Raw genomic sequence first — 20,125 nt, forward strand, 5'->3', positions numbered from 1 at the left:
GGCTCTGTTTCACAACGTTTCATTATAGACTTATGTAGTGTTGTTTTTTTACATCCTTTGCAATAGAGATCAGGCATACCTTTGTCCTATAGGTCTTTAGTGGTTACTGACAATTGACACATCATGTCCAATTCGGTTCCACAATTCACCGAGCTAATGACAAAAGTGAGCGCTAAGTTCAAAAAACAGCCACTTTTCTATTTTGTTTTTTGACATCAAACGCGATCAACAAGATTGATCTTTCATTTCTCGCTCAAGATCCTACGCTTTCGATTTACATTGTAAACCCCAATTTCAACATCAGAAAACCTCGAATAGACTTAATTTGAAATAGGACAAAGGTCGTACTCACATAAAAAAATAGAGCCACCAAAGTGACCCTATTTATTACTCTAAGTTTTACAATGTAAATTCGGCTGTTTTTTAACCGATAGTCATTGGGATTAGTCTAGCTCAACGAGGTTCTTCTCGAACTCAGCGTGTTGCTTCTTAACTTCGTCTTCTGGCTCGCCAGTGATTAGGCTCACGATAACGATAGAGATAGTCGATAGGATGATTCCCGGTACGATTTCGTAAACATCGAACCAACCGCCCGTGAACTGTTTCCAAAGTACAATCGTAACACCACCAACCACGATACCCGCTAGAGCGCCGTTACGGTTCATACGAGACCAGTATAGGCTCAACACGATAGCTGGACCAAATGCAGCACCGAAACCAGCCCATGCATAAGATACAAGGCCAAGAACTGAACTGTCTGGCGTCATCGCTAGTACAAGAGCAATGAGAGAGATTAGGATAACCGCGAAACGGCCTACACGAACAATCTCTTCTGACGTTGCGTCTTTCTTCAGAACTTGCTTGTACAGATCTTCTGCCATCGCAGATGAAGAAACAAGAAGTTGTGAATCCGCAGTACTCATGATTGCCGCTAGGATTGCAGCCAGTAGGATACCTGCAATTACTGGGTGGAACATCGCGTTTACAAGAAGCATGAAGATCTTCTCGCCATCGTCTAGCTTAGGTGCACCAGAGTTCGTCACATAGATTAGACCAACAAGACCAACCAGCATTGCACCAACCATAGACAGTGCAGTCCATACCACCGCGATGCGACGCGCTGTTGTTAGGTCTTTATTAGTACGTGTTGCTTTAAAACGAGCAAGAATGTGTGGCTGACCGAAGTAACCTAGACCCCATGCCGCTAGCGAGATGATCGCGATAGCAGAAAGCGGCTCACCTTTCGCATCATTCCATAGCGTTAGAAGCTCTGGGTTGATGTTGTGTAGGTCAGTCGATAGTTGACCAAGGCCACCGTTCATTGCTGCGATTGGTACAATCAATAGCGCAGCAGACATCAGCAGACCTTGAACCAAGTCCGTCCAAGATACAGCAAGGAAACCACCAAACAGTGTGTACGAAACCACACATACTGTGCCGATAATTACTGCCGTTGTGTAATCTAGGCCGAATACCGTTTCAAACAATTTACCACCCGCTACCAAGCCTGAACTTGTGTAGAAAAGGAAGAATAAAAGGATAAAGAAAGCAGAAATTGTTTGGATCAGCTTAGAATTATCATTGAAACGACGAGATAGGAACTCAGGCAGCGTCAGTGATTCAGTCGTAATGCTGTAAGTACGTAGACGTTTTGCACTGATTAACCAGTTTGCCCAAGTACCAACAAGTAGGCCACCAGCAAGCCAAAATGCTTCAAAGCCAGCAGCGTAAGCGTAACCAGGCAGGCCAAGTAGCAACCAACCACTCATGTCTGATGCACCAGCAGAAAGTGCAGCAGGCCATGGGCCTAACGAACGACCACCTAGGAAGTAGTCAGTTGAGTTAGATGTACGTTTGTAAGCAATAACACCGATCGCTAGCATCATAATTAGATACGCAATGAACGTCGTCGTTATTGCAAAACTGTTTTCTATCATTTGATAGTCCTCATTTTGTAGAAAGCCTTCCATGCCTAATTCAATGCAAGGCACTCACCATAAAGGCAAGCAAGTGCATTGAGTTAGGTATTCAGGCTCCAAAGCACTATCAGTTAAACCCAAAGATGGTGAAAACCAAAGTTGGAAAGAACCAAAAGTGCTTAGAGCCAATTTTACTGAAGGTTAGTGAGCTTCGCTTCCAAGTTCGAGCAAGGTCGCGTTACCGCCCACGGCTGTTATATTTATAGTTCGCGTACGCTCGGTAATGAAGCGCAGCGATAGGTGTGGATCATTGGCAACATTCATTGTCGCCAGATCCGTTTCAGCTACTAAACCGACGATTGCGCCGTCACGCTTAGCAAGCTGTAAATTGATAGCTTGTGCCGTTTGCGAGTTACCCACGTAACCCACGCTACGTACATCGCAAGACAACAACTGTTGAGCAGCGTCATACGAGGCAACTTGCACCAAGTTAGTTGGCAAGTTCGCCGACTTAGCTGCGTCTGCAACTAAGGTATTGAACTGCACATCATCACTGCACAATTGAACGCTGTTACCTGCCAATAGCGCAGCAGTAATCAAAGCCATTGCAGTTTGCAGTGCTGGCACTTTCTCTTCGCAATCATCAACAATCACCAAAGCCACACCGCGGCCAGCGGCATACAACTCATTGGTTTCGCCCGTAGGACCTGCCATTAGGTGCTGTTCAGAAAGCAGCGCAGACGCTTGCTCTAGATGATAAGTCGCCACCGTCGCCAAAGGCGCAGATTGACTTTCGATCTCTGATTTCAGCGCAAGTACCTGAGCACTCTTGTAATCAAAGTCGGTAAGGTTCCATTGTTCCCACGCTAGCAAAGCATCAGAAAAACCTGTCACTTGATGAACCATGATAATGCTCCTTATGCCTTGTCTTGTGATTGAGAGAAATGAACATCAGTAAAGCGGTATAGGTAGTGAGGACCACCCGCTTTAGGGCCAGTACCTGACAAGCCTTGACCACCAAATGGTTGAACACCAACAACGGCGCCCACTTGGTCACGGTTGATGTAGCAGTTACCCACACGAACGTGTTTTTCGATCCAACGGTAAGTTGTCTCGTTACGGCTGTGGATACCCATGGTTAAGCCAAAGCCCGTTTGGTTAATTTGGTCTACCACTTGCGCTAGCTCACTCGCTTTGAAGCGAACAATGTGTAGCACTGGGCCAAACTGTTCTTCTTTCAAGCAGCTGATGTCATCAACCTCAAAAGCACTCGGTGGAACAAAATCACCATGTTCACAATCCGTACCTAGAGAAAGCTGAGCTACCTTCTTCTGGGTATTGGTCATGTTTTCTAAGTGCGCCATTAGCTTCTGTTTCGCGTTTTGGTCGATAACAGGGCCAACATCGGTTTTATGAAGGTGTGGAATGCCAACACTCAGCTCGTCCATTGCACCGTGAATCAATCCAACCACACGGTCTGCAATGTCTTCTTGGATGTAAAGCACACGTAGTGCAGAACAACGTTGACCTGCTGAAGCGAATGCTGAACGAATCACATCACGAACTACCTGTTCAGGCAGTGCAGTACTGTCGACGATCATCGCGTTCTGGCCGCCTGTTTCCGCAATAAACGGAACTGGCTTAGCGTTACGAGTGGCTAATGACACATTGATACGCTGTGCTGTTGGCGTAGAACCCGTAAAGGCAACGCCCGCAATCGCATCATGGCTTGTTAGTGCACTGCCGATCTCAGCACCGCGACCCGGCAGTAGCTGAATGGTGCCAGCAGGGAAGCCCGCTTCATTCATCAGTTCAACCGCACGAGCAGCAATCAGGCTTGTTTGCTCGGCAGGCTTAGCCACAACCGTATTACCCGCCACTAGTGCTGCTGTAATTTGGCCAAGGAAGATCGCTAGAGGGAAGTTCCAAGGGCTGATACAGACGAACACACCACGACCTTGTCGAGAAGCGATTCGTGTTTGGCCATCAAAACCTTTTAGTTCGAAACCTTGTAGATTGTCAGCTTGTTTTGCGTAGTAACGACAGAAGTCGACGGCTTCACGTACTTCATCAATACTATCGTGAATTGTCTTACCCGCTTCTTGATGACAAATTGCCACCAGCTCAGCGAGGTTGTCTTCCATCAGGTCAGCCAGCTTATCAAGTGCCGCCGCTTTGGTTTCAACCGATGTTGCGTTCCAATCAGCGAATACTGCGTCTGCGCCAGTGATCGCTGCGGAAACATGATCAAGGTTAGCGAAAGCCACCTGCCCCACATTAATACGACGATCATAAGGTGCAGTCACTTGCTCAACGTTCTGATCAGCTTTGATCATGCTTTCGGCAAGAGATTCACCGTTGATCACAGGGCCCGCAGTCCATTGGTTGTTTAAGAAGCCTTTTACTTGCTCTTCAAACTGATGCGCTTCACTTTCAATATCAATGTTCACACCGTAAGAGTTCTTACGCTCTGGGAATACCGCCGGTGGCAATGGAATCTTAGTGTTGTGCAGTGTATCGAATGCAAGAAGCATATCGACAGGATGTTGAGTCAGCTCTGCCACAGGGCAACGCGCATCAACTAGACGGTGGACAAACGAGCTGTTTGCGCCGTTTTCTAGCAAGCGACGTACTAGATATGGCAGTAGATCTTTATGGCTGCCAACCGGTGCGTAGATACGTACCGACTGTTGGTAAGCTTCCATCGCATGGTTGTACAGAGAATCACCCATGCCGTGTAAGCGTTGGAATTCAAAGTCTTTATGGTCGGTCATCACGGCAATAGCAGAAACCGTATGAGCATTGTGGCTCGCAAACTGCGGGAAGATATTGCCACGAACGCTTGGGCTCAATAGGTAACGCGCACATGCAAGGTAAGCTACGTCTGTCGCTTCTTTACGTGTGTAAACTGGGTAATCAGTAAAGCCAGCTTGTTGCGACCATTTGATTTCGCTGTCCCAGTAAGCACCTTTAACTAAGCGAAGCGGGATCAAATCACCCTGCTCTTTCGCTAGGCGGTTTAGCCATACTAGAACCGGAAGTGCACGCTTTGAGTAAGCTTGAATAACCAGACCAAATTTACCCCAACCTTTTACAAGATCAGTGCGGTACAGTTTTTCGAATAATTTAAGAGAAAGCTCTAGGCGATCCGCTTCTTCCGCATCAATCGTAATTGCAACATCGAGCTCTACTGCACGGCGCAATAGCTGCTCTAGCGTGTCGCAAAGTTCAGTCAGTACGCGGTCTTCGTTCGCCACTTCATAACGTGGGTGAAGCGCAGAAAGCTTGATAGATACCGATGGCGCAGGGCTCGATTTTGAAGAGACATACGTGTCTCGACCTACAGCTTCAATCGCCATTAGGTAATCTTTGAAGTATTTGTTTGCGTCAGCTGTAGTCAGTGCCGCTTCACCTAGCATGTCGTATGAGTAGGTAAAACCTTTGTCACGCATAGACTTACCGTTCTTTTGCGCTTCAGCAATGCTGCGACCAAGAACGAATTGGTGACCCATCACCTTCATCGCTTGGTGCATCGCTTTACGAATCACAGGCTCAGAAAGCTTGTTCACTAAACGGTTAACCGCTTGACCTGCACTCTGCTCTTTAGATGAAAGTCCAACCACCTTGCCCGTTAACATTAGGCCCCAAGTGGATGCGTTCACAAACACCGAATCAGAATTCTTAAGGTGAGACTTCCAGTCCGCAACGCTCAGTTTGTCGCGAATCAGTGCATCAGCTGTTGCTGAATCAGGAATACGCATCAAGGCTTCCGCCAGACACATCAGCAAGATGCCCTCTTGAGTATCTAAGCTGTATTCAAGCAGCAGTGCATCGATCATCTGGATAGAAGTCTTATCCGCACGGATAGCCTCGATCAATGATGTCGTTTTCTCTGTGATTTGCTGCTTTTCAGACTCAGAAGGGGTAGCTAGTGGCAGAAGTTGCTCTAGCCATTGGGTTTCATCCACCATATATAATGGTGAGATAAGCGACCATAGATCAGCAAGCGGCTGCTCGTTGAATTCTGGCTTTAACACATCAGTAGCTGTAAACATGCGTTTTCCTTAATCTCACACCCGGAATTAGCCCGGGGATCTCTACAATGGCTGCAGTGTATTTAGAGTATATAAGGATTACTTGTCAAAAACTCCGAGTTTTTTGCTAAAAACTCGCTTTATTAACAAAACAAACACAACGTCACATATGAAACTTTAAAATAATATGCCGTTTTGTTTCACTATTTAACAGAAATTTTCTTTTTGTATTGGGATGGTGACATGCCTTGAAGGCGTGAAAAGGTGTGAGTAAAGGAAGATTGACCGGAGAAACCAGCCAATTCTGCAACCTGACCAAGACTCAGATTACCTTGTTCGATCAAGCGGCGAGAGCGGTCGATACGCTTACCTAATACATACTGGTGAGGAGTAATGCCCATTTGCTCTTTGAATAGCATGTGGAATTGGCTTTCGCCCAAAAACACGCTGCCTGCAAGCTGCGCGACTGAGATCTTATTCGCGAGGTGTTGCTCGATGTAACGATCCAGAGCTTCAAGGTCGAAACGCGAATCTTTGATTGAGGTTTCAAACGCCGAGATGTGTCTTTGCATCAATGCGATCACCGTATCATTACAGGCACGGCTTAATAGCAGATCATCAGGGCTTGCCTGCATCTCTTGTACCAACATATGGATAAGTTTTTGAATTTGCGCGTCTAATTGGAAGTAGACGTTTGATGACTCTAGCTGGTTAATCTTCTCTAGCATCAGAGGGTCGTCGTCACTCGGCACAGGCATGTTAAGTACCAGAATATCCGACTGACCGACCACGCCACCGAAAGCATGATCAGAGCTTGCTGTCACCACACATCCTTGCCCGGGGCCTACAAGATTACCCTTACCGCTGACTTCAAATTCCGCCTGACCTTTTAGACCAATCACCACCTGAGAATAATGGTGATCATGACAATCCATATGCGAAGGCAAGGTAATGATCTCTGCGGGACGAGGGCCAGTAAGGCCTAGCGGAGACAAATCTAGGTTTGGAAAGGGTAAAGGTTTTGGCATGACAGCAAAGTACTCAGGTCAACATAGTAAGAATAATACTCTGAAATCTGCACAAGATGAATTTGTAAATGATCATGAGAGTCATTTCCTGACCTCAAACAAAAGATCATCACCGCGATCGTCTTGATCATGCCTCCGGAAAGATGATCAAGAGTGTATAAACTACGGCCATTGTAAAACCAATCGTTCCGGCAAGTTTAGGGGCTTCACAAGCATGCAAGCACGAAAAACCATGTCATCAATAAATGCTTCACCGCTCTAACATAATGAATAAATTTTCTTATATAGCTCAAATAATTGGCTATAAACCTGTAAAAAGTGTATCCGAAGTACCGAAACTTGGCTTTTGAGTAGATTGGATAGCAATAAAACGGTATAAAGACGGGTACTGTGTTAATTGCTAATAACTAGTGACTCACAACTAGGAAGTAGACACTTTATTAACGAGCCAATTTCAATCTACAAGTTGCAGGGACCTATGACTAACTTTCGAATTTCAGCGCTTTTACTTGCGCTATCCCCTCTTTGGGTATCTGCATCGGTATCAGCTGAAGAACTGAATCAAGTCGATCCCGTTTCAGCTATCGATGCAAAGCTAACAGAGAAAAACTCAGATATTGAGCGTATTTCAGCAACCAAAGTATCGGCGACTGAAAACCTAAAACAACTTCAAAACAAGAACAGCAAGTTGTTACGCGAAGGTGAAGAACTTAAGGCAAAACGCAACAGAGCCAAGTCTGTACTCGACAAACAGTACAGTCGCTTGCTTGAAGATCCAGAAACGGATTTGGTCTCTTTCCAGAAAAGTTACCAAGACGCTTGGGCTGCGGTTAAAGAGAATCAATCGGCTCAGCTCGATAACGAACAAGCGATGAACGAGAGCGAAATTCACCTTTCTCAAATCAAGCAAAAGCAAGCTCGCCTGAATAATGAGCTAGCAAACTTGAGAGAGTCAAAAGTTGAAGCTCGTGTAAAACGTATCGCGACAGAATTGCGTGAAAGTGCGGTTCTTGAAACCAGTTACACCACCACATGTTCATCAACAATGACACTGGGTGAGTGTACTGCACAGGGTAAACACCTGACCAATCAGAAAGCCGTGCAAACGTTCAAGAGCCAATTACTTGAGCAGCTCACAGAAAGCACACTAGCGAAGCAAAACTTGCAAGGTGTTCAACTGAACATCCATGTTCAAGACAGCCAAGCAATCAAGAGTGGTTTCTCTGGTAACAACTCTTACTTCATGCAGATGCAAGCTCAGCTTCAAGCAAAACCTGAAGCAGTTGCAGCATGTAACCTATTGAATGTTTCGACTCGCTACTGCTTAACAGGCAGTGACGCTGCGGTCGTTAAGAAGAGTGACAAACAGTGGGCTAACGTGACGGTACGTTCTGATCAGTACAACGACTCAGTAACCATCAACGGCATTAAGTACGGCAGCACGCCTCTTGAGGTTGCGCTACCAAGCGGTCGTCACCAAGTAACCATTTCAAAACAAGGTTACGAGTCTTACAACCGCACAGTTACCATCAACGGCAGCGACACTATTTGGGTTAAGCTTCTTCCTAGCAAAGAAAGCTAAACACCCTTTCTACATAGAGCTAACCCGATATAAACGCTTAGCTCTATATCAGATAGCCGTGCCTATTTCACAAAGCTGAATGAACACTCGCCATTTTGTTGATAGTTATAAACTGTATGATCGTTATAACCTTGTATAGTCGTTATAAACAGTAGCTGCAGACGAAATGGCGTTCTCGTTTAGAATATTCGATTAACCTAAATTACGATTGAAGTAGCCCATCATGCGCCAAGGTCTTCCTACTCTACTATTTGCACTTGCTCCCTGCCTAATGACTCCTGCTGTTTTCGCAGAAGCAACACCACCAGCGATCGCGCCTTCTGTCACCGATATTGAAAGCTCACTATTCGAAAAGCATGCCGACTTAACGGCTGTTGAGAAGAAACTGGCTGACAAACAAAATAAAGTCGACAATCAAGCGCAACAAACGGCACGTCTAACCAAGTTATCAGCTCAAGCTGAGCAAACACTCGCAAAAGCGAAAGCCAGCCTAGAGCAAGATTATACGCGCATGATTGATGAGCCCGATTTCGACATCTCGCCAGCTCAAAGCCTATTCCAAGACGCGTGGAAAACAGTAAAAGAAGGCAAGCTTGCGATTTCAGACTCTGAGCAGAAGCAACAAGGCTTGGTGATGGAACTTGAGGCTATTCAAGTCGAGAAAGCGACGGCAGAAGCTTCAATCGCAACCCTAAATCAAGACAAGCTAAGAGCAAGAGCAGAACGACTAAGAAACGAGATCACTCAGACGGAAGAGCAAACCGTGAGCTTTACTAACCGTTGCAGCAGCGATATGACACTGGCGCAATGTTCAGACCAAACGGTGACCTTGGCACTGCAAAAAGCGGTAAAACAGTTCCAACATAGTCTGGTAGATAACGCGACTGAATCGAACACAGTGAAAGAGCACCTTGCGTCTGCTTCGCTGAATATTCACGTTCTGCAACACAAAGTGAAATCCTCTGGCTTCTCTGAAGATAACCGTTACCGAGCGGTGATTGCGGCGAACCTAGAAACACGCCCAGATAAGAACACACCTTGTCGTCTGCTTGGTATTCAATCATCAAACTGTTTCACGCAAAGCGAGCAACAAGCCAACGACCAGCAAAAAGAAGTCGCTTGGGTTAACTTGGTGGTGCGTTCCAATCAATACAACGACAATGTTTCTATCAACGGCGTGAACTATGGCAGCACACCGGTTGAAGTGATGTTGCCAACAGGCCAGCACATGGTCACGATCGAAAAAGAAGGCTACCTTTCTTTCCATCAAGAGCTGAAGATAGCCCGCGATCACAACCTAAGAGCCGTACTACAAGCCAAACAGAATTCATTGAATGTCGGCACTAAGTTTGCCGACCCTATGGGTAACGACATTCAGAGCCCTGAAATGATTGTGGTTGGATCTGGTCGCTACCTGCTGGGTGAAAACAATGCCAAGCAAGTGACCATCAAACAGCCATTTGCATTAGCCGCAACTCCGACTCGTGTTCAAGATTTTAAAGCATTCGTTGAAAGCACAGGCTACCAGACAGACGCAGAACTGATGAACACCTGCGATACGTTCGTCAATGCAGAGATCACAACCGTTTCAGACAATGACTGGCAGAACCCAGGCTTTAAGCAAGCAGATAACTCGCCGGTCGTTTGTGTTAGCCAAAATGATGCCAAAGCTTATACTCGTTGGTTATCTAAAAACACAGGCTTTACTTACCGTTTGCCAACGCCACAAGAGTGGGAAGCAGCAGCAAGAGCAGGCCAAGACACCAACTTCTGGTGGGGCAACGAATTCCGCTCTGGCAAAGCCAATACAGGCTGGGCGGGTACACCTTGGTCAAACGTTAGCACATCTCCAGTTAAGTCATTCCTGCCAACGCCAACAGGCTTCTACGACATGGTGGGTAACGTATGGGAATGGACAACCACTCAGAAAGGCTTAGCGAAAGGTGGCGCGTGGAGCTTCTCTCCTGAAGAAGCGAAAGTGTATAACGAACTGTACGTACCACCTTCAACCGCAGCTAACTATCTAGGATTCCGAGTAGTACGAGATCTATAGGCTCCCAATCACAGGAGCAAAATCTCAAATATTTACTCTAGGTTCTCAATTATCACATTGAGGAGCATTTATAGGGGAATTCCCCCCTTATGCATAAGCACTCCTAGGAGTAGATTCGTCGATAGAGTAGTAAGTCACTCTGGGTATCAAATTGATGCCTCAGTTTAATTTACCTGACCCTCGTAAATTAAACTGAAAATCTTCTACATGTCGACAAGGCATATCTTGTCTTTGGCCAGCCCCTCTTCAGGCTGGCTTTTTTTTGCCTGTTTATTACCCTTTATGCCCATCGATTCTCCGAGATTGACACAGTTAGTCAGCAGTCCGTTCAACTGATATTCACCCTTTACTTCTCGTGTAGAGTTCAAACTCAAATGGCCATTGCAGCACTATAAGAAACTGATATTATTGTGATACCTCTGATTGCGAGATAAAACATTGCCAGATCCACTCAACTCCATACATCGTTCTTTATTCGAGCAACTTCCAGGCTGCTGGGGCTGCAAAGATACTGACTCGGTCTTCGTGTACGCCAACCTTGCTTACAACCAATTGATCGGCTTAAAACAGGGCGAGACTTGTACTGGCTTGACTGACTTCGACATGCCCAGTCAAACCACTGAGTGCGCACAAGATTTCAGAGCTCAAGACAAACATGTGATGGATACACGCAGTACCCTTAAGATCCTCGATATTCACCCTTATCCAGACGGACGCTGGCACGCCCATATCTTTACTAAAACCCCTTGGCTTGATGACGACGACAACGTCCAAGGCACCATCTTCTATGGCCAAGAGCTTACCGATACCGCGATCTTAGAGGTCGGTCATTGGGTTTGTCAGGCAACAGGAACAAAAGGCAATCAGGCATCGCTTGCGGGGTCAGAGCCGCGCGTGTCTAAACTGCAAAAGCGGCTGACTTCGAGAGAATCAGAAGTGCTGTTCTTACTGCTTTTCGGCAAGAAACCACAGTACATCGCGTCGACGTTAAACATTTCAATCAAAACGGTCGAAGGTCATGTCGCTAGATTGAAACAGAAGTTTGATGCACGTAGTAAAAGCCAGTTAATAGAGTATGCATTGGACTCAGGATTAGGCTCAGTGATCCCAGAAACTCTGCTCAAAAAACAGATCTCCGTTGTTCTGCACAGTGACTGATTTACTGTTCAACTGAAAATGCAGACAAAAAAATGCCGTTGATAAGTCTCATCAACGGCATTTTTGGATCTGTTAACAGCTAAGCGATCAAGCAGCCTAAGGCGCTAGGCGATCAATATCCCAGCTGTTGTCTTGGCGAGAGAACAAGAAACGGTCGTGCAAGCGGTGTTCACCACCTTGCCAGAACTCAATGCTATCGACACGAACTCGGAAGCCCCCCCAGAAAGAAGGCACTGGGATCTCTCCTTTAGCAAACTTCTGTTTAAGCTCTAGATACTTACCTTCTAAAATCCCACGAGCTGAGATGCGGCTACTCTGCTTACTTGCAATCGCGGCCAATTGGCTCTCTTTTGGACGTGACGAGAAGTACTTCATATTTTCCATAGCCGTCAGCTTTTCAGCCGTGCCCGTAATATGAACCTGTCGCTCAAGTGGATGCCAAGGGAAGTGCAAACTGATTTTGCTGTTGTGCTCAAGCTGGTGCGCTTTACGGCTACCCAAGTTGGTGTAAAAAACGAACCCGTCTTTATCAACATTCTTCAGCAGAACAATTCGTTGGAATGGCTGACCATTTTCATCAACCGTAGCAACTGTCATGGCAGTAGGGTCCGTCAACTTCGCTTCAATGGCTTGCTCTAGCCATAGATTGAATTGCTCAATCGGGTCTGCGGCCAAGTCTTTACGTCTCAATCCACCCTTAGCGTATTCGCGACGAATATCTGTCAGTTCCATTTGGTTGCTCCTTTCAATTTTTTTGTGATTTTGCGCTGTAATCCTTTGAAACACAAGTCTCAGCCATGGTTTTGTTTCACAGAAGCTGTTCGGTGTTAACAAGATCTCGGTACTCTATCCATCATATTGATAATCTTTATACAAACCGATGACAAGCAGAGATCCAAGTGACCAAAATACTGCCTAACCTAATGACTCCTTTTGTTTTATTCTCGTTGTTACTGGGAGCAGCAGGGCTGACCGCAACCCACTTTATGGCAGTACAGTTCCAAGAAAAAATCGTCACTAAGCAACTCAATGAAGCGGCCAATAAAGCCAACCTACAAATTGATTCTGAATTGGACAAATTCAAACAGATCCCGAACTTACTCAGTCATGACCCGCGCTTGCTTTCTTATTTTGACTCATCACCGCAAACAGACAAGATTTCCGCTGCTCAGCTCAATCAATTGCTGTTTGAATGGTCAAATCAAAGCCAGGCCGACACTATATATATCCATGACCCAAGTGGTACTGTGGTCGCTTCCAGTAATTATCAAAAGCCTCGCACCTTTGTGGGTGAGAACTTCTCGTTTCGCCCCTACTTTGCTTCTGCCATTCAAGGTAACAACACACACTACGTCGCACTGGGTGCCCGCTCGAATGTACGCGGTTACTTTCTATCTTCACCGCTGTATGTTGAGAATGACATTGTTGGTGTTATCACCGTAAAAGTGAGCTTAGAGAACCTCGAAAACATCCTAACCAGCGACGAATTTGAGATTGTGGTACTCGACTCTAACCAAGTGGTATTTCTATCAAGCCAAACTCCGTGGCTTTACCATTCATTGTTGCCACTAACGCAGCAACAACAAACGGATATCTCACTTCAACGCCAATACGGTCAAAGCGAAATTTCGATCATCGAAGTATTTCGCTCTTCAAGCTCTCAACCAGAAGCTAACGCTAATCGATCTAACAACCTTCAATCCAACCAAATCCAAAAAGAGCTCACGGCCAACCAGTTATTCAAGCTTGGTACTTTTAATCTTTACCCAGCTGCCGTCAGTAACAATCAGTACCAAGTGGTCGCACTAAAAGAGACCCGGGCTGAGCTTATAAAAGTACTGCAGATCGATGTCATCTTCGTCGTGATTTACAGCTTGGTGATGCTTATTGCTTGGTCATGGCGCCAAACCTACGTAGCGAAAGTGGCGTTGACCCGACTCAACCAAAACTTAGAGCAAACCGTTGATAAACGGACTCACTACTTGAAGCAATCCAATCAACAGCTGCAACAAACCATCTTTCAATACCAAGAGTCGCAGTTGAAGTTAAAGCAGACAGAAAAAGAGCTGACACAAACTGCGAAATTAGCGGTACTTGGTGAGCTGTCAGCCAGCATTAATCATGAAATCAACCAACCACTTGCAGCACTCAGAACCTACAGCGAGAACAGCTTAAAACTGCTTGAAATGGAACGAACCGATTTGGTGAAAAGTAATCTTGAGAAAATGATTGGCCTAAACAACACCATTACCGACATCATCGCGCGACTCAAAGTCTTTACTCGCAAGGTCACCAAACAAGAGCATCATGTAGCCAACCTGCATCAAGCGGTCAACAATGCCACCAGTATTCTCAGCGCACTGATGATCAAGCAAGGCATCACGCTCAGGTTAAGCACGGTACCAGATGACATTAATATCGCGATTCATCCGACCGAGCTCGAACAAGTGCTGGTGAATCTGATTCACAACGCGACTCAAGCTCTTCAGCAGCAAGCCATAGATCAACAAACCTTGCTCCAACAAACAACAGTTCAACAAACAGCAGCCCAACAGGCTATTCCACAGATAGGCGTTGAATGGCAACTGCATGAAGACATGTGTCAGGTGATCATTTGGGATAACGGAATTGGTATGTCTGCCGACAAGCTTGAACAACTTTTTGACCCGTTTTTCACCACTAAGCCTGAAGGTTTAGGGCTTGGACTCTCTATATCTAAACGGATTATTGAAGCGTATCACGGCTCGATCAGTGCAGCCCAGTTGGAGCCGTCAGGCATGGTATTCTCGCTTAATATCCCGTTATACAAAGTTAACAACTGACGCAGAATTGGTATTGTTAACGAGAAAACGAATTTCACATTATTGCTAATCTCACATACAGCTAAGGACTCGGCTTTGCACTCTATGCCCAAACTCTATTTTGTCGACGATGAACCCGCTATCCGAGACTCCGTAGAACAAGCCATGCTGATTGAAGGCATCGATATCGTCTGCTTTCCTAATGCTATTGAGGCTCTAAAGAAGATAAATACCACGCAAGCCGGGATTGTCATTACCGATATTCACATGCCGGTGATGGATGGCATTCAATTAACGCAAAAATTACTGAGCCAAAATCCTCATTTTCAGGTCATTGTACTTACCGGGCATGGTGACGTGCAAACCGCGGTATCTGCGATGAAAGCCGGGGCTTATGATTTTCTGGAAAAGCCGTTTGTGGTCGATGCCCTCCTCACAGCAGTAAGAAAAGCCGCAGATAAGCTCGCACTGGTTGAAGAAAACAACCTATTGCGTAAAGAGTTGGCGATGCAAAATCAGGTGGGTCCAAAACTGATTGGTCAATCGCCATCAATGCAGACATTACGCCGAGAACTGATCACCTTAGACACCAAAACCAACCCACTTCTATTGTTTGTTGGTGATTTAGGAACGGGGAAAAGGGTCACAGCACAATACACTCATGATTTACACAGTCATCAAACTGCGGAGCTTTGCCCTGTTGCTGCGTTTAATTTGCCACGCAGTGACGAAGCGACATTTCATCAGTTTGTTTTGCAACTGTTCTTGAAGCATCAAGGTGGAACGATCTATATCCATGAGACAGAATCATTAACTCAGGATCAATGGCTGTGGTTAGCGAATCTAAAACCCACTCTACTTCGTGAAAACTCATGCAAGACCAATGCAACTTGTATCATTATCGCAACCAAAATAGTTCCTACTACAATTACAGGTGAACTGCGCCAATTTAATTTACTACCCTTGGCGCAAAGAACGGAAGATATTGGGTCTTTGTTCAAACACTTTGCTCGCGGTGCAGCAAGTCGCTATCAGTTGCCGCCGCCCGTTATTACAGAAAAAGAGATTCAACGACTCATTGCAACGCATTGGGTGGAGAACATTCGCCAGCTTCGCCAGCATGCCGAACTCAGAGTCTTGACTCAAATTAAGCAGCCGTCGCTCGACAGCGATATTAGTGAGCAAAATGACGATAACGAGCTCGACGTCAGCATTGAGGAACAACAACAGTCGTTAAACCAACGTACCGATAGCTTTGAACAAATTATCTTGATTGAGGCACTACATCGCCATCAAGGTCGTTTAAAAGAAGTACAACAAGAGCTTCAGGTGTCGCGAAAAACACTGTATGACAAACTAAGAAAGCATCAGCTCGATAAAACCGATTTCAAGAACCGATAAGTCTTAAAAAATATATAAATTCAAAGATTTAAAGGAACAAAATCTTAACATTTATAAGAAGTAAGAATACACTCAATAGGCTTGCACTTTTATTTAGCGAACAAGGACTGTTATGAGTCAGAAAAATTTCAGCAAATTGAACGAGACCGAGCTTGAGTATGTCGACGATAAAACAGCGGCACTACTCCTCAATACGCCCACCAGTGCGCGTATTATGCTGTGGGTGATCGTTCTGTTTTTTATTGCTGCTATTGGGTGGTCTGCTTGGGCAGAGATCGACAAAGTTACCGTTGGCCAAGGCAAAGTGATCCCTTCCTCTCAAATCCAAGTGGTGCAAAACCTTGAAGGTGGCTTAGTTAAAGAGATCTTAGTTAAAGAAGGTCAACGTGTTCAGAAAGGTCAGCAGCTACTGTTGATCGATGACACTCGATTCCGTTCGGACTTCCGCGAACGTGAACAACAAGTGGCGAACTTAACCGCCAACGTGTTGATGCTATCCGCTTCATTAACCAGTGTCGTCATTAACGAAGAGTTCTCTGTTGAAGAGTGGAAAAAAAGCGTGTTGCTTGATTACGGTAAACTCGCCTTTCCACCCAAGTTCTACGAGCTTCAGCCTAAACTGGTTAATCGCCAAAAAGCCGAATATCGTCAAGATCTGAATAACCTAAAAAACCAACTTTCTGTTTTTGATCAACAAGTTGAACAGAAACAGCAAGACCTAGTTGAGATTAAGGCGCGGGTTCGCAACCTAAAACAGAGTTACCAGTTTGCTCGCCAAGAACTGGATATCACCAAACCCCTCGCCGATGAAGGTGTGGTACCACGAATTGAATTACTTAAACTGCAAAGACAAGTGAACGACACTCGCCGAGAAATGACCTCAAGCGAGCTAAAAATCCCTCTGCTACGCTCAGCAATCAAAGAATCCATGCTCAGCCGTATTGATGCCGCACTGAACTTCCGCTCCGAACAACAAGAAAAGCTCAATCAAGCGCAAGATAAGCTCTCTGCAATGACCGAATCGGCTGTTGGCCTTGAAGACCGAGTAAACCGTACTGTGGTGGTTTCTCCTGTAACTGGCACCGTTAAAACATTGGGCATTAATACTGTCGGTGGTGTTATCCAACCGGGTATGGACATCGTTGAGATTGTACCGACAGAAGACTCTCTCTTGGTTGAAGCGAAAATCGCCCCGCAAGATATCGCTTTCCTACGCCCAGAATTGACTGCCATCGTTAAATTCAGTGCCTATGACTTCACTAAATACGGCGGTCTAGAAGGCGTGCTAGAGCACATCAGTGCCGATACCACTCAAGATGAAGAAGGCAACAGCTTCTACATCGTGCGTGTGCGCACCGAAAAACACAATTTTGGACAGAACGAAGAGTTGCCAATCATTCCGGGCATGACCGCCTCAGTCGATATCATCACAGGCAAAAGAACCGTGCTTGAGTACATGTTGAAGCCACTATTAAGTGCTCAAAACAATGCACTAAAAGAGTAAGGACGTTGGATGTTTGATAACGCCTTTCAGTACGCAGTAAATAGACAAGAGCAGAGGCTATGAAGTCTCGGATTTCGCTATTGCTGCTAGTTCTTACCTCTTTTACCTCTGTGGCGCTCAACAAGAGCGACCAAAGGTGGATAGATGCGGTGACCAAAACCTACGGCGATAGAGCCGGAAAGCGAGTGGCAACGTGGCGTTCAAACATGACGTCATACGACAGATTAAGTGAAAAAGAGAAGCTCAGGTCAGTGAACCAATTCTTCAACCAGATGTACTTTGTCGATGACAACATACTGTGGGGAAAAAACGACTATTGGGCAACACCACTGGAGTTTTTAGGCAGCAATGCTGGTGACTGTGAAGATTTCACTATCGCAAAATACTTCTCTTTGCTTGAACTGGGCGTCCCAGATAAGAAATTGCGATTAGTGTACGTAAAAGCACTGGAGTTAAACCAATTCCATATGGTGTTGGCGTACTACTCAACACCGAGTGCAGAGCCACTAATTTTGGACAACTTAAACCCTGAAATTAAACGCGGTTCCAAACGCCCAGATCTACGACCGATTTACAGTTTCAACGGTAAAAATCTTTGGCTGATAAAATCGGCAGCGGGCAGCGGTAAATTAGCAGGGAAATCTTCAAGATTGAGCTTATGGAACGACTTACGTTCTCGTGAGCGCTCTCTAAAATTAAACAAACCCATTATCAATTACGATGAGTAGGTACAATGACTTTATATAAACAGCTTGTGGTCGGGATGGTTGCAGTGTTCATACTGCTGATGACGTCAGTTTTTATGATCGAATTCAATACCACCCGTGGATACTTAGAGGAGCAGCAACGCTCTGAGGTAAGTAATACCATTAATACTGTTGGACTGGCTCTCGCCCCTTACCTAGAAGAAAAAGACAAGGTGGCAGTGGAGTCTGTAATCAACGCTCTGTTTGATGGCAGTTCTTATTCCGTCGTTCGATTGATCTTTCTCGACAGCGGTGATGACATTCTCCGCTCATACCCTGTAAAGCCAACTGGCGTACCGGAGTGGTTTACCAACCTAAACCTGTTCGAGCCTGTTCATGACCGCCGCGTGATCACCAGTGGCTGGATGCAACTGGCAGAAGTAGAGATCGTAAGTCATCCAGGCCCTGCCTACGATCAACTTTGGCAAGCATTCATCCGCTTATTAAGCATCTTTGGCACGATCTTCTTGCTCGGTTTAGTGTCTATCTCTTGGATCCTTAAACGCGCTTTACGCCCGCTCTCGTTGATCATTACTAAGATGGATCAGATCGCCAAGAACCAGTTTGGCGAACCTCTAGCTCGTCCAAAGACAAAAGATCTAACCTTGGTTGTCGACGGTATCAACCACATGTCGACTCAAGTTGAACTGGCATTTAAAAACCAAGCGAAAGAAGCTCAAAAGCTGCGTGAAAGAGCGTATATCGACCCTGTATCTCAGTTAGGTAACCGCGCTTACTACATGTCTCAGTTAACCCAGTGGTTAGAAGAGTCTAGCTTAGGTGGTTTAGCGGTACTAAAAGCCGAATTTATTAGTGAAGAGTACGACGAAAAAGGCTACCAAGAGGGTGATGCCTTGGTTCATCAACTGGCTGAACAGCTACAGGCTTCAATTTCATCACCAGATATCACCATCGCCCGTATTTCTAGTGACGAGTTTGGCTTCATTATGCCGAACATTGACGAAAGCGAACTTAAACTTGTCGCGGGCAGCATCGTAAATTGCATTCAAAACCTAGGTTCAGACCCTACAGGTACGGCGAATCCACACATCGCATTAGGTGTGACATACAGCAACACCCGAAAAAACAGTACCGAAATCATGTCGTTGGTTGATAACGCACTCTCAAGTGCCAAGGCGAACCGAGAGCTTGCTTACGGTTACGTAACCGCAGACGATCACGGCGCTGTGATGGGTAAACAACAATGGCGTATGTTGGTTGAAGAAGCGATCATCAACGACCTCATTACCTTCCGTCTTCAGGCTGCAAATAATGCCTTTGGTAAAACGTATCACCAAGAAGTATTCTCTGCGATTGAAAAAGATGGCGTGCGTTACGGTGCTAACCAGTACTTGTACGCACTAGAACAGCTTGAAATGAGCCACATTCTCGACCAATACGTTATCGAGAAGATGATTGAAAAACTGAATGCGAAAGAAGTAACAAGCCCTGTTGCTATCAATATTTCGCCAAGCAGTATTTCTCAACCAAGCTTCATCCGCTGGATCGGTAAGACGCTTGAACAAAATAGTTCAATCGCTCACCTGTTGCACTTTGAGATTCCAGAAAACTGCTTCATCAACGTTCCGCACTACACGGCACTATTGTGTAACACCATTCGCAACGCTGAAGCGGTGTTTGGTGTCGATAACTACGGACGTAACTTCCAATCTCTGGATTACATCAACGAATACCGTCCAAGCTATGTGAAGCTAGATTACCTGTTCACACATAACCTGGATGACGAAAAACAAAAGTTCACCTTAACGTCGATCTCTAGAACCGCTCACAACCTAGGCGTCACCACCATCGCGTCTCGAATAGAAACTCAGACTCAGCTAGATATCTTGTCTGATAACTACGTAGAAGTGTTCCAAGGCTTCATTGTTGATAAATAGT

At 45.6% G+C, this 20,125-nt stretch carries 13 protein-coding genes; 8 read left to right on the forward strand and 5 right to left on the reverse strand.

Going from position 1 to position 20,125, the window contains the following annotated elements:
• Positions 1-443 precede the first annotated feature (443 nt).
• From putP to CWO27_RS03695, 4 genes are all read right to left on the reverse strand, one after another.
• A complete protein-coding gene (putP, locus tag CWO27_RS03680) occupies positions 444-1,970 on the reverse strand; it encodes a sodium/proline symporter PutP (RefSeq protein ID WP_170960787.1) in 1,527 nt (508 codons plus the stop codon).
• Between the two features lie 150 nt (positions 1,971-2,120).
• The gene (locus CWO27_RS03685; protein WP_107898563.1) at positions 2,121-2,825 is read right to left on the reverse strand and encodes a 1-pyrroline-5-carboxylate dehydrogenase; all 705 of its coding nucleotides are present in this window, start codon (positions 2,823-2,825) and stop codon (positions 2,121-2,123) included.
• Between the two features lie 11 nt (positions 2,826-2,836).
• Positions 2,837-5,974 (reverse strand): bifunctional proline dehydrogenase/L-glutamate gamma-semialdehyde dehydrogenase PutA, encoded by a 3,138-nt coding sequence (putA, locus tag CWO27_RS03690; RefSeq protein ID WP_107898564.1) that lies wholly within the window; start codon positions 5,972-5,974, stop codon positions 2,837-2,839.
• Positions 5,975-6,156: 182 nt separating this feature from the next.
• Positions 6,157-6,981, reverse strand: a complete 825-nt coding sequence (locus CWO27_RS03695) for an AraC family transcriptional regulator (protein ID WP_048660513.1) — start codon at positions 6,979-6,981, stop codon at positions 6,157-6,159.
• A 478-nt stretch (positions 6,982-7,459) separates the two neighbouring features.
• Between CWO27_RS03695 and CWO27_RS03700 the strand changes: the two genes are divergently transcribed.
• From CWO27_RS03700 to CWO27_RS03710, 3 genes are all read left to right on the forward strand, one after another.
• A complete protein-coding gene (locus tag CWO27_RS03700) occupies positions 7,460-8,563 on the forward strand; it encodes a PEGA domain-containing protein (protein ID WP_055319250.1) in 1,104 nt (367 codons plus the stop codon).
• A gap of 223 nt (positions 8,564-8,786) precedes the next feature.
• On the forward strand, positions 8,787-10,616 hold the full coding sequence (locus tag CWO27_RS03705) for a formylglycine-generating enzyme family protein (RefSeq protein ID WP_107898565.1): 1,830 nt from the start codon (positions 8,787-8,789) through the stop codon (positions 10,614-10,616).
• A gap of 423 nt (positions 10,617-11,039) precedes the next feature.
• Positions 11,040-11,774, forward strand: coding sequence for a helix-turn-helix transcriptional regulator (locus CWO27_RS03710; RefSeq protein WP_048664436.1), 735 nt, complete (start codon positions 11,040-11,042; stop codon positions 11,772-11,774).
• Between the two features lie 96 nt (positions 11,775-11,870).
• Here the strand turns inward: CWO27_RS03710 and pdxH are convergent, their stop codons facing one another.
• Positions 11,871-12,506: a pyridoxamine 5'-phosphate oxidase gene (pdxH, locus tag CWO27_RS03715; protein ID WP_017061203.1), complete on the reverse strand. Its 636-nt coding sequence runs from the start codon at positions 12,504-12,506 to the stop codon at positions 11,871-11,873.
• A 167-nt stretch (positions 12,507-12,673) separates the two neighbouring features.
• On the opposite strand from pdxH, the gene CWO27_RS03720 reads away from it, so the two are divergent.
• The 5 genes from CWO27_RS03720 (at position 12,674) to CWO27_RS03740 (ending at position 20,124) form a co-directional block, all read left to right on the forward strand.
• Positions 12,674-14,596, forward strand: a complete 1,923-nt coding sequence (locus tag CWO27_RS03720; protein ID WP_107898566.1) for a sensor histidine kinase — start codon at positions 12,674-12,676, stop codon at positions 14,594-14,596.
• Positions 14,597-14,680: 84 nt separating this feature from the next.
• Positions 14,681-15,976 (forward strand): sigma-54-dependent transcriptional regulator, encoded by a 1,296-nt coding sequence (locus CWO27_RS03725; RefSeq protein ID WP_102431366.1) that lies wholly within the window; start codon positions 14,681-14,683, stop codon positions 15,974-15,976.
• 112 nt (positions 15,977-16,088) lie between these two features.
• Entirely contained in the window at positions 16,089-17,480 is a 1,392-nt protein-coding gene (locus tag CWO27_RS03730; RefSeq protein ID WP_048660519.1) for an HlyD family type I secretion periplasmic adaptor subunit, read from the forward strand.
• 59 nt (positions 17,481-17,539) lie between these two features.
• Positions 17,540-18,208 carry a transglutaminase-like cysteine peptidase gene (locus tag CWO27_RS03735; RefSeq protein ID WP_107898567.1) on the forward strand — a complete coding sequence of 223 codons (669 nt, stop codon included), beginning with the start codon at positions 17,540-17,542 and terminating at the stop codon, positions 18,206-18,208.
• A 5-nt stretch (positions 18,209-18,213) separates the two neighbouring features.
• Entirely contained in the window at positions 18,214-20,124 is a 1,911-nt protein-coding gene (locus tag CWO27_RS03740) for a bifunctional diguanylate cyclase/phosphodiesterase (RefSeq protein ID WP_107898568.1), read from the forward strand.
• Position 20,125: the final 1 nt, after the last annotated feature.

This window comes from Vibrio sp. 10N.286.51.C3, assembly GCF_003050065.1.
GTDB classification, from domain to species: domain Bacteria; phylum Pseudomonadota; class Gammaproteobacteria; order Enterobacterales; family Vibrionaceae; genus Vibrio; species Vibrio crassostreae.

Excerpts from the sequence above, each read along its gene's own strand:
- CWO27_RS03725 (WP_102431366.1), top strand. The coding sequence starts at position 14,681 with ATGCCCAAACTCTATTTTGTCGACGATGAACCCGCTATCCGAGACTCC.
- putP (WP_170960787.1), bottom strand. The coding sequence starts at position 1,970 with ATGGAAGGCTTTCTACAAAATGAGGACTATCAAATGATAGAAAACAGT.
- CWO27_RS03700 (WP_055319250.1), top strand. The coding sequence starts at position 7,460 with ATGACTAACTTTCGAATTTCAGCGCTTTTACTTGCGCTATCCCCTCTT.
- CWO27_RS03735 (WP_107898567.1), top strand. The coding sequence starts at position 17,540 with ATGAAGTCTCGGATTTCGCTATTGCTGCTAGTTCTTACCTCTTTTACC.
- pdxH (WP_017061203.1), bottom strand. The coding sequence starts at position 12,506 with ATGGAACTGACAGATATTCGTCGCGAATACGCTAAGGGTGGATTGAGA.
- CWO27_RS03730 (WP_048660519.1), top strand. The coding sequence starts at position 16,089 with ATGAGTCAGAAAAATTTCAGCAAATTGAACGAGACCGAGCTTGAGTAT.
- CWO27_RS03685 (WP_107898563.1), bottom strand. The coding sequence starts at position 2,825 with ATGGTTCATCAAGTGACAGGTTTTTCTGATGCTTTGCTAGCGTGGGAA.
- CWO27_RS03740 (WP_107898568.1), top strand. The coding sequence starts at position 18,214 with ATGACTTTATATAAACAGCTTGTGGTCGGGATGGTTGCAGTGTTCATA.
- CWO27_RS03695 (WP_048660513.1), bottom strand. The coding sequence starts at position 6,981 with ATGCCAAAACCTTTACCCTTTCCAAACCTAGATTTGTCTCCGCTAGGC.
- CWO27_RS03705 (WP_107898565.1), top strand. The coding sequence starts at position 8,787 with ATGCGCCAAGGTCTTCCTACTCTACTATTTGCACTTGCTCCCTGCCTA.
- putA (WP_107898564.1), bottom strand. The coding sequence starts at position 5,974 with ATGTTTACAGCTACTGATGTGTTAAAGCCAGAATTCAACGAGCAGCCG.